The sequence below is a fragment of the Micromonospora sp. NPDC048868 genome (genome assembly GCF_043198195.1).
Lineage (GTDB): Bacteria > Actinomycetota > Actinomycetes > Mycobacteriales > Micromonosporaceae > Micromonospora > Micromonospora reichwaldensis.
Window position 1 is genome coordinate 106,683 of the sequence record NZ_JBICUN010000019.1, and the last position, 17,042, is coordinate 123,724.

General features: G+C 77.5%; 3 protein-coding genes. 1 reads left to right on the top strand and 2 read right to left on the bottom strand.

The window, feature by feature from the left end:
• Positions 1-2: 2 nt before the first annotated feature.
• Together ACGFNF_RS25050 and ACGFNF_RS25055 are read right to left on the bottom strand one after the other, a co-directional pair.
• The gene (locus ACGFNF_RS25050; RefSeq protein ID WP_393171111.1) at positions 3-1,043 is read right to left on the bottom strand and encodes a 3-dehydroquinate synthase family protein; all 1,041 of its coding nucleotides are present in this window, start codon (positions 1,041-1,043) and stop codon (positions 3-5) included.
• Positions 1,024-1,860: a hypothetical protein gene (locus ACGFNF_RS25055; protein ID WP_393171113.1), complete on the bottom strand. Its 837-nt coding sequence runs from the start codon at positions 1,858-1,860 to the stop codon at positions 1,024-1,026. The genes ACGFNF_RS25050 and ACGFNF_RS25055 overlap by 20 nt, the downstream gene beginning before the upstream one ends.
• A gap of 225 nt (positions 1,861-2,085) precedes the next feature.
• On the opposite strand from ACGFNF_RS25055, the gene ACGFNF_RS25060 reads away from it, so the two are divergent.
• Entirely contained in the window at positions 2,086-17,040 is a 14,955-nt protein-coding gene (locus ACGFNF_RS25060) for an SDR family NAD(P)-dependent oxidoreductase (RefSeq protein WP_393171115.1), read from the top strand.
• Positions 17,041-17,042 lie beyond the last annotated feature (2 nt).

Below are 17,042 nucleotides of genomic sequence, written 5' to 3' on the forward strand. Positions count from 1 at the left end.
CGCTACATGCCGGCCAGTGCGGTGCGCACGGCGGGCTCGGGGACGTCGGCGACCAGCTCGGGCCCGGCCGGGCCGTCCAGGACGAAGGACAGGCCCGAGGTGGCCTTCTTGTCCCGCCGCATCAGCGCGACCAACTCGTCGTGGTCGACGTTGCCGGGCAGCGCGGTGTCGAGGCCGTAGCCCGCCACCACCTCGTGGTGCTCGGCCACCCGGTCGGCCGGGACGCGGCCGAGGACGCCGGCCAGCCGGCCCGCGAAGACCGTGCCAACGCCGACCGCCTCGCCGTGCCGCAGTCCGAAGTCGGTGGCCCGCTCCAACGCGTGCCCCAGCGTGTGACCGTAGTTGAGGATGTGCCGCAGACCGGAGTCACGCTCGTCGGCGGCCACCACCCGCGCCTTCAGCGCCACGCAGGCGGCGATCTGCTCCGCCACCGGCCGGTCGCGCAGCTCGCCCGCGCCGATGAAGTGCGCCCGGGCGATCTCCCCGTAGCCGTTGCGCCACTCCCGCTGCGGCAGCGTGCCCAGGTGCTCGGTGTCGCAGAGCACCGCCCGGGGCTGCCAGTACACCCCGACGAGGTTCTTGCCCTCCGGCAGGTTGACCGCCGTCTTCCCGCCGACGCTGGCGTCCACCTGGGCGAGCAGCGAGGTCGGCAGGTGGATCGCCGCGACGCCCCGGTGGTAGAGGCCGGCGGCCAACCCGACCACGTCCGTGGTCGTGCCGCCGCCGCAGGAGACGACGGCGTCGGCGCGGGTCAGCCCGAACTCGGCGAACGCCCGGCAGAGCTGCTCGACCGTGGCCAGGTTCTTGTCGTGCTCGCCGTCGCGGGCCGGCACCACCCGGTGCGGCACACCCGGGTCGGGCGTCCACTCCGGCGGCCGGGCCGAGACCACCACGACCCGCCGCGCACCGATCCGCGCCACCTCCGCCGGCAGCCGGTGGCGCACACCGGGGCCGATCAGCACCGGGTACGCGCGCTCGCCGAGCGCCACCTCGATCCGGGCCGGTTCGGCCGGGGCGTGCGGGTCAGGTGCGGACGGGTGCATGTGGCTGCTGCCTCCTCTTGACGACGGGCACCGGCGCGGCGGCGACCGGGCGCTCCCGGACCATCGACAGGCGCAGCGCCAGCGCGGCCAGCGAGTCGACGTCCGGCCCGATGCCCCACCGGTCGTGGGTGAGCTGGGCGTGGTGCGCCAGCAGGAAGCCCGACGGCGCCGCCGGGTGGTGCCGGCCGACCACGTCGGTCACCCGGTCCAGGTAACGCTGCCAGGCCACGGCGACCTCCCCGCACAGCGGCAGGTCGCCGGCCGCCAGGACGATCTTCTCCGCCCCGGCGTCCGCCTGGGCGGCCAGGTCCCGCCGCTGCGCGGCGGTGAGCCGCTGGCTGCGTTCCTGCCAGTGCAGGAAGAGGAAGGCCAGCCGGTCGGCCGCCGGCACCAGCTCCGTCAGGCACCGCAGGTGTGCCACGGCCAGCGGCAGCTCGACGCCGGCCAGCCAGGGAGTGTCCCCGCCGAGCAGGGCCAGGGCCAGGTCGCTGCCCGCCGACGCGAGCGGGCCGCCCCGGGCGGCGTCGCGCACCACGTACCGGTCGGCGGCGAAGGAGACCCCCGGGTCGTACGCGAGCAGCCCCGCCCGTACCGCGTCGAGCGCGGCCGGGGCGGCGTGGAAGCCGAGGCTCACGTGCGGCCCGGCGGGGGAGCCCTCCGGGTCGAAGAACCAGTCCATGCCCGGATCGGCCCGGCGGGCGGCGGCGACCAGACCGGCGAGGACCGTGCCGACCAGTTCGGTCACCCGCGTGTCCGGGGACCCGTCGGCCGGCACGGCCGAGCGGGCGAACAACCAGCAGCGTTCCAACGACGGCACCTCGGCTGACGGGCGGGTGGAGCACAGGACTCGACGGTCTGCGGGGGGTGGCCCCATCATCGGCCTGCGGCCCGTCCCACCACCTGATCAGCGGTCCGAACTGGGGACGACTTAGGGGGTGACAGGGGTAGGACGCCGGCAGGGTGCTCGGAAGACTTGGGCCGCTACGGCGAGCGGGGTCTACGCCGCGGATGAGAAGTCTCGCCGACGGACGGATGTGGTGACATGCTTCGGAGCGACCTGATCCAGCCGTTGTCCGATCTGATCGAGGCGCACGCCGCCAGGTTGGGGAACAAGGTCGCGTTCCGCGACGACCGCCGGGCGGTCGGATACGCCGACCTGGCGGCGCGGACCCGCCGGCTGGCCGGTCACCTGGCGGCGTCGGGGGTCGGGCGGGGCGACCGGGTGGCCTTCTGCCTCGGCAACCGGGTGGAGACGGTGGAGACCTGGCTGGCCGTGACGCGGGCGGCCGCGGTCGGCGTACCGGTGAACCCGCACAGCACCGACGCGGAACTGGCCCACCTGCTGGACGACTCCGGTGCGGTGCTGGTGGTCACCGACCCGCGGCACCTCGACCAGCTGCTGCGCCTGCGCGCCGGCCGGCCGGCCCTGCGGGTCGTGGTCACCGGGGACGGCCCGGTGCCCGCCGGGGTCACCGCGTGGCGTGACCTGGTCGACACCGAGCCGGGTGTGGACGCCCGTGACGACCTGGGCCTCGACGAGGTCGCCTGGATGCTCTACACCTCCGGCACCACCGGCCGGCCCAAGGGCGTGCTCTCCACCCAGCGCACCTGCCTCTGGTCCGTCGCCGCCTGCTACGTGCCGATCCCCGGGCTCACCGACGCCGACCGGGTGGTCTGGCCGCTGCCGTTGTTCCACAGCCTCTCCCACATCGGGTGCGTGCTCAGCGTGACCGCCGTCGGCGCCACGGCCCGGCTCATCGACGGCTTCTCCGCCGACGACGTGCTGCGCGCGGTCGACGAGGACGAGGCCACCGTGCTGGCCGGTGTGCCGGCCATGTACCACCACCTGGTCACCGCCGCCCGGGAGAGCGGCTTCCGCGCCCCGGCCCTGCGGGTCTGCCTGGTTGGCGGGGCGATCACCACCGGCGCGCTGCGTCGGGCGTTCGACGAGGTCTTCGACGCGCCGCTGCTCGACGCGTACGGCAGCACGGAGACCTGCGGCTCGATCGCCGTCACCCGGCCGGACCAGCCCCGGGTCGAGGGTTCCTGCGGGCGCGCGGTGCCCGGCGTCGAGGTGCGCCTGGTCAGCCCGCAGACCGGCCTGGACGTGCCGACCGGCGCCGAGGGTGAGGTCTGGGTCAGCGGGCCGAGCGTCATGCTCGGCTACCACGGCCTGCCGGAGGTCACCGCCGCCGCCCTGCGCGACGGCTGGTACCGCACCGGCGACCTGGCCCGCCGCGACGCCGACGGCAACATCTTCGTCACCGGGCGGCACCAGGAACTCATCATCCGGGGTGGCGAGAAGATCCATCCGGCCGAGGTGGAGGAGGCCCTGCGCGGGGTGCCCGGCGTCGCCGACGTGGCGGTGACCGGCCGCCCGCACGACGTGCTCGGCGAGGTGCCGGTGGCGTTCGTGGTGCCCGGGCCGGAGGGCTTCGACCCCCGGGCCGGGTACGCGGCCTGCCGGGAGAAGCTCTCCTACCACAAGGTTCCCGAGGAGCTGTACGAGATCGGGCAGGTGCCCCGCACCGCCTCCGGCAAGGTCACCCGCCGGCTCCTGCTCGACCGGCCGGCGCGGCTGCGGGCGGTCAACGGCAGCCACCACGAGACGCTGAGCCTGCTCGCCTGGCAGCCGCTCGACCTGGCCGCCGTACCGCCGGTCGAGGCGCCCGTCCCGACGGCCGCGCAGGCCGCCGCCGCCCCGGCCCGCCGCTGGGCGCTCGTCGGCAGCGGGAGCGATGCGCTGGTGGAACCGCTGCGCGCGGCGTCGCCGGGGGACCGGGTCCGGTCCCACCGGGACCTGGCCGCCCTGCGCGAGGCCCCGGACGTGCCCGACGTGACGGTGCTGCTGGTCGAGCCGGCCGACGCCGTCGCGGCGGACCTCGCCGACCGGCTGCGCGGCTGGCTCGACGACGACCGGTTCGCCGGCACCCGCCTGGTGCTGCTGACCGGCCCGGCCGCCGCACCCGCCGCGACCGCCGCACCCGGCGACCTGGACACCGGGACCGACGCCGCCCTCCAAATCGACGCCCCCGTTGGGAACGCTGCCGTCGCCGCGCCCGCCGCCGGCGGGTGGCACCCGGCCGATCCGGCGGCCGGCGCGGTCCAGGCGGTCGGCCGCAGTCTGCAGGCCGCCTACCCGGACCGGATCGTGCTGGTCGACGGCGACGCAGGAGACCGCTCGACCGCCCTGCTCCCCGCCGTGGTGGACGCCGGCGCCGCGCAGGTCGCGCTGCGGGCCGGAGCCGCCCTGCACGCCGTCCTCGTGCCCGCCCCGGCGACCGTGCCGGCGCGGCCGGTCAGCGTGGCCGACCCGGACCGCCCGGTCCTGGTCACCGGCGTGGACGGCACGACCGGCGCGGCGCTGGCCCGACACCTCGTCGCCGCGCACCGCGTCCGCCGGCTGCGGCTGCTCCACCTCGGCGCCACGCCCGGGACCGCCCTGGTGGACCTGGTCACCGAGCTCGTCGCCGCCGGCGCCGACGTCGCCGCGCTGCCCGCCGAGCGGGCGGGCGACGAGCCGCCCGGCGGGGTCTTCCTCTGCCCGTCCGACGACGACCTGACCGACGACGAGGACACCGCCCGGCTGCTGCGCCTCGCCGGGAGGCTGGACGCCGCGACCCGGCTCCCGGCCGCCTCGTTCACCGTCCTCGCGCCGTCCGCCCTGCTGCTGGGCGCCGCCGGCCGGGAGCGGGCCGCCTCGGCCGTCGGCGCCCTGCACGCCCTGACCGCCCGCCGCCGGGCCGCCGGTCTGCCGGCCCGGGTCGTCGGCACGACCGGGCACGCCGACCGGGAGCCGTCGCCCGCCACCCTCGCGGCCACCGGAACCGGGGCGGGAAGCGTCGTCCCGGCGGCCGTACGCGCCGATCTCGCCGCGTTCGACGTGGCCCACGACGGCGACGACCTGGTCGTGCTCGCCCGCCCGGCGGGCCACGCCGACGCCGCGCACCCCGCCTGGCGCGGGCCCGTCGCGGCGCCCGACGCCGACGCCGACGACCGGGACGCCGCCGAGTTGCGCCGCCGGCTGGCCGGGCTGAGCACCGCCGAGGGGGACCGGCTCCTGCTGGATCTGGTCCGCACCGCCACCGCCGAGGTGGCCGGCCTGTCCGGGCCGGCCGCGGTGCGCCCCGGCCGGGCCTTCAAGGAACTCGGCTTCACCTCGGTCAGCGCGGTCGCCCTGCGCGACCGGCTGGCCCGGGCCACCGGGGTACGGCTCTCCGCCACGGCCGCCTTCGACCGGCCCAGCCCGGACGCCCTCGCCCGGCACCTCGCCGCCCGGCTGCGCGGCACCACCGGGCAGGCCGGCCCCGCGACGGACCGGCCGTCCGCGTCGTCCACGGTGGACGACCCGGTGGTCGTCGTCGCCATGGCCTGCCGGCTTCCCGGCGGCGTCGCCTCCCCGGAACAGCTGTGGGACCTGGTCGACCAGGGCCGGGAGGGGCTCACGGAGTTCCCCACCGACCGGGGCTGGGACCTGGCGCACCTGTTCTCCGACGACCCCGACCGTCCCGGCACCTCGTACGTCCGGGTGGGCGGGTTCCTCACCGACGCGGCGGACTTCGACGCCACCCTGTTCGCGATCAGCCCGCGCGAGGCGCTCGCCATGGACCCGCAGCAGCGGCTGCTGCTGGAGACGTCCTGGGAGCTGTTCGAGCGGGCCGGCATCGACCCCACCTCGCTGCGCGGCAGCGCCACCGGCGTCTTCACCGGCGTCATGCACCACGACTACGCCGCGAACCTGCGCCAGGCGCCGCCCGGCACCGAGGGCTACCTCGGCGTCGGCACCGCCGGCAGCGTCGTCTCCGGCCGGGTCGCCTACGCGCTGGGGCTGGAGGGGCCGGCGGTCACCGTCGACACGGCGTGCTCGTCGTCGCTGGTGGCGCTGCACCTGGCCGCCCAGGCGCTGCGCGCCGGCGACTGCTCCCTCGCCGTGGCCGGCGGCGTGGCGGTGATGGGCACCCCGCAGGCGTTCGTGGAGTTCAGCCGGCAGCGCGGGCTCGCCCCCGACGGCCGGTGCAAGGCGTTCGGCGAGGGCGCCGACGGCACCGGCTGGTCCGAGGGCGTCGCCGTGCTGCTGCTGGAACGGCTCTCCGACGCCCGTCGGCGCGGGCACCCCGTCCTCGCCGTGCTGCGCGGCTCCGCCGTCAACTCCGACGGCGCGTCCAACGGGCTCACCGCCCCCAACGGGCCCGCCCAGGAGCGGGTCATCCGTCGGGCGCTGGACGCCGCCGGGCTCTCCGCCGCCGACGTGGACGTCGTCGAGGCGCACGGCACCGGCACCCGGCTGGGCGACCCGATCGAGGCGCAGGCGCTGCTCGCCACGTACGGGGTGGGCCGCGGCGACGCCGAACCGCTGCGGCTGGGCTCGCTGAAGTCCAACCTCGGTCACACCCAGGCCGCCGCCGGGGCCGCCGGGGTGATCAAGATGGTGCTCGCGATGCGGCACGGAACGCTGCCCCGCACCCTGCACGTGGACGCCCCGACGTCCGAGGTGGACTGGTCCGCCGGCGCGGTCGAGGTGCTCACCGAGGCCCGCCCGTGGCCCGAGGTGCGACGGCCCCGGCGGGCCGGCGTCTCGTCGTTCGGCATCAGCGGCACCAACGCGCACGTCATCGTCGAGGCGCCCGCCGCCGACCCGCCCTCCGGGCCCGGGACCGCGGACCGGCAGCCGTCGTCCGGGGTCGCGGACCAGCAGCCGTCGTCCGAGGTCGCGGACCAGCAGCCGTCGTCCGGGCCGGCCTCCGCCACCCGGCGACCGCCCGTGCCGTGGCTGCTCGCCGCGGCCTCCGGCGAGGCGCTGCGGGACCAGGCAGCCCGCCTGCTGACCTGGCTCGACGGGCCCGGGGCGGACGCCGACCCGGCCGACGTCGGGCACGCGCTCGCCACCACCCGCGCCGCGCTCGAACACCGGGCCGTGGTGCTTGCCGGCGACCCGGCCACCGCCCGGACGGGCCTGACCGCGCTGACCCGCGGCGAGGCGGACCCGGACGTGCCGACCGTGCTGACCGGCCGGGTCGTCGACGGCCAGCTCGGCATGCTCTTCGGCGGGCAGGGCGGCCAACGCGCCGGCATGGGCCGCGAGCTGCACGCGGCGTACCCGGTCTTCGCCGACGCCTTCGACGCGGCCTGCGCCGAACTCGACCGCTGCCTCGCCGGCCACGCCCCGCACCCCGTCGCGGACGTCGTCTTCGCCGCCGAGGGCGACGAACTGGCCGACCTGCTCGACCAGACCCTGTACACCCAGCCGGGGCTGTTCGCCTTCGAGGTGGCGCTGTACCGCCTCCTGGAGTCCTGGGGGGTGCGCCCCGACGCGGTACTCGGCCACTCCGTCGGCGAGCTGGCCGCCGCGCACGTGGCCGGGGTGTTCCCCCTCGCCGACGCGGCGGCGCTCGTCGCCGCCCGCGCCCGGCTGATGCAGCAGCTGCCCGCCGGGGGCGCGATGGTCGCCGTCGAGGCCGACGAGGCCGAGGTCGCCGCGCACCTCACCGACCGGGTGGGCCTCGCCGCCGTCAACGGCCCGACGAGCGTCGTCGTCTCCGGCGACACCGACGCGGTGCTGGCCGTCGCGGCCACCCTGCGCGCCGCCGGACGCCGTACCAGCCGGCTGCGGGTGTCGCACGCGTTCCACTCGCCGCGCATGGAGCCGATGCTCGACGAGTTCCGCGCGGTGGCGGCCGGCCTCACGTACCGCACCCCGCACCTGCCGGTGGTGTCCAACCTGACCGGCCACCCCGTCGACCCGGCCCGGCTCTGCTCGCCCGACTACTGGGTGGCGCACGTGCGGGGCACTGTCCGCTTCCACGACGGCGTGCGGGCCCTGCACGGGCAGGGCGTCACCACCTTCCTGGAGGTCGGTCCGGCCGGCGTACTCACCGCGATGGCCCAGGACTGCCTCCTCGCCGAGGCCGACGAGCTGGCCTTCGTGCCCGCCGTGCGGGGCGTCGCCGACGAACCGGAGGCGCTGCTCGCCGCCGTGGCGCGGCTGCACGTCCGGGGCGTCCCCGTCGACCGCGCCGCCCTCGCCGGCCCCGGGCCGCACCGCCGCGTCGACCTGCCCACGTACGCCTTCCAGCGCCGGCACTACTGGCTGCCCGCCTCGACCGTGGCCGGCGGCCCGGTCGGCGTCGGGCTGGCCGACGCCGGGCACCCGCTGCTCGGCGGCGTGCTGGCGGTCGCCGGCACCGGGCAGGTCGTCTGCACCGGGCAGGTCTCCGCGGCCACCCAGCCGTGGCTGGCCGCCCCCGGTGACGGCACTCCCGCGTTGCTGCCCGCCAGCGCCCTGCTGGACATGCTCACCCACCTCGGCGAACAGCTCGGCACCCCGACGGTGCAGCGGCTGCGCGTCCCCGGTCCGGTGCCGCTGCCCGCCGAGGCGACCCTCGAGGTGCAGGTCGGCGTCTCCGCGCCGGACGAGCACCGGCGCCGGGTGGCGCACTGCCACGTCCGGGCCGGCGACGGGCAGCCCTGGCGGGAGGTCGCCGAGGCCGTGCTCGGCCCGGTCGACCCGGAGAGCGGCAGAGGTGCCCTCGCCACGGCCTGGCCGCCCACCGGCGCCCGACCGGTGGACCTGGCCACCCCGCAGCACCAGGCCATGGGCGGGGAACTGGCCCGGGCCGCGTGGGTCGCCGCCGACCGGCTCTTCGTCGACGTACGCCTGCCCGAGGACGCCCGGGACCCGGACGCCGAGCGGTACGGCGTGCACCCGCTGGTGCTGGAGGCGGCCCTGCGCCTGCTCCCGCTCGCCGACTTCGCGCCCGGCGACGACGCCGCGCCCACCGGCCGGCTACTGCCCACCGAGTGGGCGGGCGTGCGCCTGCACGCCACCGGGGCGCACGCGCTGCGCGTCTGCCTGGCCCCCGCCGGGGCGGACGCGGTGACCCTGAGCGCCGTCGACGCCGCGGGCGTGCCCGTGCTCGACGTGGACCGGGTGGTGCTGCGGACCCTCGACCTGCCGCCCGCCGAGACGCCGGCGCCCCCGCCCGCCCCCGCCGGGCTGTACGCCGTCGACTGGTCGCCCGCCGCGTTCCCGGCGACGCCCGCGCCCTCCTGGACGCTCGCCGACGGCACGCCCCCGGACGGGCCGCTGCCGCCGCTGCTGGTGCTGCGCGTCGGCGACGGCGAGCCGGGCCGGTCGGTGCCCGACCGTGCCCACGCCGTCGGCCTCGCCGTGCTCGGCGTGCTCCAGAGCTGGCTGGTCGACCCCCGCGCGGAGACCACCCGCCTGGCCCTCGCCGTCCGCGACGGCGACCCGGTGCACGCCCCGGTGGCGGGACTCGTCCGGGTCGCCCAGGCCGAGCAGCCCGACCGGTTCCTGCTGCTCAGCCTCGACGCCACCGACGACGCGACCGTCCGGGCGGCGCTGGCCGTCGCCGGGGACGAGCCCGAGATCGCCGTCCGCGACGGCCGGGTCCTGCTGCCCCGGCTGCACCCCGTCGAACGGCCCCCGGCCGGTCCGCCGGTCCCGGCGCTGGCCGGCGGCACCGTGCTGGTGACCGGCGGCACGGGCGGCGTCGGCCGGCACGTCGCCACCCACCTCGCCACCGTGCACGGCGTCGCCGAGCTGGTCCTCGTCAGCCGCACCGGCCGGGCCGGCGACTGGACGGACGCGTTGACCGACGCCGGCGTCACCGTCCGGGTGATCGCGGCCGACGTCGCCGACCGGGCGGCGCTCGCCGAGGTCGTCGCCCCGCTGGCCGACCGGCTGGTCGCCGTCGTGCACGCCGCCGGGGCCACCGACGACGCGCTGCTCACCGACCTCGACCCGGGCCGCTGGGAGCGGGCCCTGCGGTCCAAGGTGCACGGCGCGTGGCACCTGCACGAGCTCACCGCCGGCCTCGACCTGGCCGCGTTCGTGCTCTTCTCCTCGGCCGCCGCCACCTTCGGCAGCCCCGGCCAGGGCAACTACGCGGCCGGCAACGCGTTCCTCGACGCGCTCGCCGCGCACCGCCGCGCCCAGGGTCTGCCGGCGACCGCCCTGGCCTGGGGGCTGTGGGCCGCGCAGGACGGGATGGCCGGCCGGCTCACCCCGGCGGACCTGGCCCGCCTCGCCCGGGGCGGCACCCGTCCCCTCGACACGGTCGCCGGGCTGGCGCTGTTCGACGCCGCCCTGCGCGTCGACCGGGCGACGCTGGTGCCGATCGGGCTCGACCTGGCCGCCGTGCGGACCTCCGGCGAGGTGCCCGCCCTGCTGCGGGCGCTGCTGCCCCCGCCGCCCCGTCGGGCCGTCAATGCCGACTCGGCGCCCGCCTCCGCCAAGGGCTTCGCCGACCGGCTGGCCGAGCTGGCCGAACCCGACCGCGCCGCCCTGCTGCTGGACCTCGTCCGCACCCGGTGCGCCACCGTGGTCGGGCACACCGGCCCCGACGACGTCGAGCCGCGCCGCCCGTTCAAGGAACTCGGCTTCGACTCGCTGATGGCCGTGGAGCTGAGCAACCGGCTCACCGCCGTCACCGGCGTCCGGCTCGCCCCGCACGCCGTGTTCAACCACCCCACCCCGGAGCTGCTCGCCGCGCACCTGCACGCCCGGCTGCTCGGCACCGCCGCCACCGAGGTCACCGACGCGAGCACCGTCGCCCTGGACGAGCCGGTCGCCATCGTCGCGATGGCCTGCCGCTTCCCCGGCGGCATCGGCTCCCCGGAGGAGCTGTGGCGGCTGCTCGACGCGGGCGCCGACGTCATCGGCGACCTGCCCGACGACCGGGGCTGGCCGCTGGCCGACCTCTACGACCCGGTGCCCGGCACGGCCGGCCGCACGTACGTGCGCTCCGGCGGTTTCCTCACCGGGATCGCCGACTTCGACGCCGCGTTCTTCGGCATCAGCCCCCGCGAGGCCCTCGCCATGGACCCGCAGCACCGGCTGCTGCTGGAGACCTCCTGGGAGGCGTTGGAACGCGGCGGCATCGACCCGGTCACCCTGCGGGGCAGCCGCACCGGCGTCTTCGCCGGCACCCACGGCCAGGACTACGGCGACCGGATCGCCCCCGGCGTGGTCTCCGACGACGGCGAGGTCACCGCCGACGAGGGACACCTGCTCACCGGTACGGCCGGCAGCGTCCTCTCCGGCCGGGTCGCGTACGCGCTCGGGCTGGAGGGGCCGGCCGTCACCGTCGACACCGCCTGTTCGGCGTCCCTGGTGGCGCTGCACCTGGCCGTGCAGGCCCTGCGCCAGGGCGACTGCGACCTGGCCCTGGCCGGCGGCGTGTCGGTGATGTCCACCCCGGCCGGGCTGACCGGCTTCAGCCGCCAGCGCGGCCTCGCCGCCGACGGGCGGTGCAAGGCGTTCGCCGAGGACGCCGACGGCTTCGGCATGTCCGAGGGCGTCGGGATGCTGGTGGTGGAGCGCCTCTCCGACGCCCGCCGCCGGGGCCACCCCGTGCTGGCCGTGGTCCGCGGCTCGGCGGTCAACCAGGACGGCGCGTCCAACGGGCTGACCGCCCCGAACGGGCCCTCGCAGGAGCGGGTCATCAAGGCCGCGCTCGGCGCCGCCGGGCTGAGCGCCGCCGAGGTGGACGTCGTCGAGGCGCACGGCACCGGCACGTCGCTCGGCGACCCCATCGAGGCGGAGGCGATCCTCGCCACGTACGGGCAGCGCCCGGCCGGCGCCCCGCCGGTGCTGCTCGGCTCGGTCAAGTCCAACCTCGGGCACACCCAGGCCGCGGCCGGCGTCGCCGGGGTGCTCAAGATGGTCCTCGCCATGCGGCACGGCCGGCTGCCCCGCACCCTGCACGCCGAGCGCCGCAGCTCGCGGGTCGACTGGGAGTCGGGCTCGCTGGAGCTGCTCACCGAGGCCCGCCCGTGGCCCGCGGCGGACCGGCCGGCGCGGGCCGGTGTCTCGTCGTTCGGCATCAGCGGCACCAACGCCCACGTGATCGTCGAGGCGGTCCCCGGGCCGACCCCGGACGCCGACGCCGCAGCCACGCCGACGGAGGCGTACGCGCTGCCGTGGCTGCTCTCCGCGCGTACCCCGGAGGCGCTCGCGGGGCAGGCCCGCCGGCTGCGGGAACACCTCGCCGAGCGGCCCGACCAGCGGCCCCTCGACGTGGCCTGGTCGCTGGCCACCAGCCGCAGCACCTTCGACTCGCGGGCGGTGCTGGTCGGCGCGTCGCCGGACCAGGTCGCCGCCGCCCTCGACGCGCTCGCCGAGGGCCGGCCCGACCCGGCGGTGACGCGGGGCGAGGCCCGGCCCGTCGGCCGGTGCGTCTTCGTCTTCCCCGGGCAGGGCTCCCAGTGGCTCGGCATGGGACTGGACCTGCTCGACCAGGCCCCCGTGTTCGCGGAGCGGATGGCGGCCTGCGACGCGGCGCTGCGGCCGTACCTGGACTGGTCGCTGCTGGACGTGCTGCGTCAGGTGCCCGGCGCGCCCAGCCTCGACGAGGTCGACGTGGTGCAGCCCGCGCTGTTCGCGATGATGGTGTCGCTGGCCGAGCTGTGGCGCTCGTACGGCGTGCAGCCGGCCGCCGTGGTCGGCCACTCGCAGGGCGAGATCGCCGCCGCCTGCGTCGCCGGGGTGCTCTCCCTGCCCGACGCCGCCCGGGTGGTGGCGCTGCGCAGCCGGGCGCTGCGGGCCCTGGCCGGGCACGGGGCGATGGCCTCCGTCGCGCTGCCCGCCGACACGGTCCGCGACCGGATCGTCCGCTTCGGCGACCGGATCTCGGTCGCCGCCGTGAACGGCCCGGCCGCCGTCGTGGTGTCCGGCGAGCCGCAGGCGGTGGAGGAACTCCTCGCCGAACTGGCCGGCGAGCAGGCCCGGGTCCGGCGCATCGCCGTCGACTACGCCTCGCACTCCGCCCAGGTGGCGGGCCTGCGCGACGAGCTGGCCGAGGTGCTGGCGGGCATCGCCCCCGGCCCGGCGGCCGTGCCGCTCTTCTCCACCACCGACCTGCGCTGGCTCGACGGCGAGGAGATGGGGCCGGACTACTGGTACCGCAACCTGCGGCAGCCGGTCGAGCTGGAACAGGCGATCCGCTCGCTGGCCGAGCAGGGCCACGACACGTACGTCGAGTGCAGCCCGCACCCGGTGCTCACCGTGGGCATCGAGGCGACCCTCGCCGACCACGACGGCGAGAGCGTGGTCGTCGGCTCGGTGCAACGCGACCAGGGCGACCGGGCGCGGTTCCTGCTCTCCCTGGCCCAGCTGCACGTGTGCGGGGTCGCGGTGGACTGGCGGCCCGCGCTGGCCGGCGGCCGGCGGGTCGACCTGCCCACGTACGCGTTCGCCCACCGCCGCTACTGGCCCCGGCCCGTCTCCGGCCCCGGCGACGTCGGCGCCGCCGGCCTGGACGCCGGCGGGCATCCGCTGCTCGGGGCGTCGGTCGCGCTCGCCGAGACGCGGGGCCACCTGTTCACCGGGCGGCTGTCGACCGACGCGCAGCCGTGGCTGGCCGACCACCGGGTCACCGACAGCGTGCTGGTGCCCGGCACCGGCCTGGTGGAACTCTGCCTGCGCGTCGGCGACGAGATCGGCCACCCGGTCCTCGACGAACTGGTCATCGAGGCCCCGCTGACCCTGCCCGCCGACGGCGCGACCCAGGTGCAGGTGACGGTCGGCGCGGGCGGCGACGACGGACGCCGCCCGGTGACCGTGCACTCCCGGCCCGCCGACGGCCCGGCCGCGGGGCCGTGGACCCGGCACGCCAGCGCCACCCTCTCCGCCGACCAGCCCGCCGCGTCGCCGCAGCCCACCACGTGGCCGCCGCGCGACGCCCGCCCCGTCGACCTGACCGGCTTCTACGCCGGCCTGGCAGCCGACGGCTACGCGTACGGGCCGGCGTTCCAGGGGCTGCGCGCGGTGTGGACCAGCGGCGACGAGGTCTACGCCGAGGTGGAGCTGCCGGCGGCCCAGCGGGTCGACGCCGACCGGTACGGCCTGCACCCGGCCCTGTTCGACGCCGCCCTGCACGCCGCGCACTTCGGCGGCCTCGCCGGGGCCGGGGCCGGCCGGCTGCTGCTGCCGTTCGCCTGGAACGGCGTCAGCCTGCACGCCACCGGGGCGACCGCCCTGCGCGTACGGCTCACCCAGGTGGGACCGCACGCCATCGCGCTGACCGTCGCCGACCCGACCGGCGCCCCGGTCGCCGAGGTGACCGCCCTGACGATGCGGCCGATCTCCGCCGCCGAGCTGGCCGTCACCGACGACCGCGCCACCCGCGACGCCCTGTTCCGGCTCGACTGGACGCCGCTGCCGCCGGCCGACGCGGCCACCCCGGTCGAGGCCGTGGCCGTCGCCCCCGGCCTGGACGGCTTCGGGCTGCACCCCGGGCTGGACGGGCTCGCCGACGCCGTCGACGCGGGACTGGCCCTGCCCGGGGCCGTGCTCGTGCCGCTCGACGCGGAACCCGCGCAGCCCACTCCCGCCGCGGCGCGGCACGCCGCCGTCCGCGCCCTCGACCTCGTCCGGCGCTGGCTCACGGAGCCCCGCTGGGCGGCGTCGCGGCTGCTGCTGGTGACCCGGGGCGCGGTGGCCGTGCACCACGCCGGCGAGGTGACCGACCCGGCCGCCGCGGCGGCGTGGGGCCTGGTCCGCTCCGCCCAGTCGGAGAACCCGGGCCAGGTCGTCATCGTCGACGTCGACGGCGACGGGATCGGCCCCGACCAGGTCGCCGCCGTGCTGGCGGCGAACGAGCCGCAGGCCGCGATCCGGGGCGGCACGGCGTACGTGCCGCGGCTGGCGCGGGCCGGCTCGGCGGGCGAACTCGCCGCACCGCCCGCCGCCGCGTGGCGGTTGGACGCGCCGGTGCGGGGCAGCCTGGAGAACCTCACTTTGGTCCCGACCGACGCCGCCGACGCCGCTCTCGGCCCCCGCGAGGTCCGGGTACGCGTCCGCGCCGCCGGCCTGAACTTCCGCGACGTGCTCAACGCGCTCGGCCTCTACCCGGGCGACGCGGGGCCGCTCGGCGGCGAGGGCGCCGGCGAGGTCGTCGAGGTGGGCGCCGAGGTGACCGACCTGCGCCCCGGCGACCGGGTGTTCGGGGTCTTCGTGGGCTGCTTCGGGCCCGTCGCGGTCACCGACCGCCGCCTGCTGGCCCCGATGCCGGCCGGCTGGTCGTACGTGGAGGCCGCCTCCGTGCCGGTGGTCTTCCTGACCGCCTACCACGGCCTGGTCAACCTGGCCGGGCTCGGCCGGGGCGAGTCGGTGCTGGTGCACGCGGCGGCCGGCGGCGTCGGCATGGCCGCCGTGCAGCTCGCCCGGCACCTCGGCGCCGACGTCTACGCCACCGCCAGCCCCGCCAAGTGGGACGCCCTGCGCTCGATGGGCCTCGCCGAGGACCGGATCGCCTCGTCCCGGACCCTCGACTTCGAGAACCGGTTCGCCGAGGCCACCGGCGGACGGGGCGTCGACGTGGTGCTGGACTCGCTGGCCCGCGAGTTCGTCGACGCCTCGCTGCGGCTGCTGCCGCGCGGCGGGCGGTTCATCGAGATGGGCAAGACCGACATCCGCGACGCCGCCCAGGTCGCCGTCGACCACCCGGGGGTGGCCTACACCGCCTTCGACCTGACCCTGGAGGACCCCGACGAGGTGCAGCGCATGCTCGTCGAGCTGCTCGGGCTCTTCGAGGGAGGGACGCTCACCCCGCTGCCCACGCAGGTGTGGGACGTCCGCCAGGCGCCGGAGGCGTTCCGGCACGTCAGCCAGGCCCGGCACGTCGGCAAGGTGGTGCTCACCATGCCCCGGGCGTGGGACCCCGACGGCACCGTGCTGCTGACCGGCGGGACCGGAACCCTCGGCGGGCTGGTCGCCCGGCGGCTGGTCGAGACGCACGGCGTACGGCGGCTGCTGCTGGTCAGCCGCCGCGGCGAGCGGGCCCCTGGCGCGGCCGAGACGGTCGCCGAACTGCGCTCCCTGGGCGCCGAGGCCACGGTGGTGGCGGCCGACGTGGCCGACCGGGGCAGCCTGGCCCGGGTCCTGGACGCGGTACCGGCCCGGCACCCGTTGACCGCGGTCGTGCACCTCGCCGGGGTGCTCGACGACGGGATCGTCACCGCCCTCACCCCGCAGCGCGTCGACACGGTGTTCGCGCCGAAGCTCGACGCCGCGTGGCACCTGCACGAGCTCACCCGCCACCTCGACCTCGCCGGGTTCGTGCTGTTCTCCTCCGGCGCGGGCGTCTTCGGCGTACCCGGTCAGGCCAACTACGCGGCGGCCAACGCGTTCCTCGACGCGCTCGCCCTGGCGCGCCGGGCCGAGGGCCTGCCGGGCCGGTCGTTCGCGTGGGGACTGTGGGAGCAGGCCAGCGAGATGACCGCCAAGCTGGACCGGACCGACCCCCGGATCACCGCCCGCGACGGGCAGCTCGCGATCCCGTCCGACCTGGGGATGGCCCTGTTCGACGCGGGCCTGCGGCTGGCCGAGCCGGTGCTCGTGCCGACCAGGATCGACGTCGCCGCGCTCGGCGAGCGGGTCGAGCGGCCCCCGGCCCTGCTGCGCGGGCTCATGCGGCGGGAACGGCCGAGCGCCCGGTCGAGCGCCCCGACCGGCGGCGGGCGCACCCTCGCCGACGAACTGGCGACCCTGGCCGGGCCCGACCGCCACACCCTGGTGGTCGACCTGGTACGCGAGCAGGCGGCGAGCGTGCTCGGGCACGGCAGCCGCGCGGCGGTCGCCCCCGGGCGGGCGTTCAGCCAGATCGGCTTCGACTCGTTGACCGCCGTCGAGCTGCGCAACCGGCTGACCACGGCGACCGGTCTGCGCCTGCCGGCCACGCTGATCTTCGACTACCCGGACCCGAACGAGCTGGCCACGTTCCTGGTGTCGCAGCTGGCGCCGGACACCGGCCCGGAGGTTCCGCCGGTCCTCACGGACCTGGAGAACCTGGAACGGTCGCTGACCGAGGCCAGCGTCGAGGCGGAGCTGCACGACCAGATCGGCTCCCGGCTGGAGGTGCTCATCGCCAAGTGGCGGACGATGCGCGCCGGCTCGGGCGGCGACCCCGACCTCGACCTCGAACTGGCCAGCGACGACGACCTCTTCGACCTCATCGACTCCGAACTCGGTCTCTGATG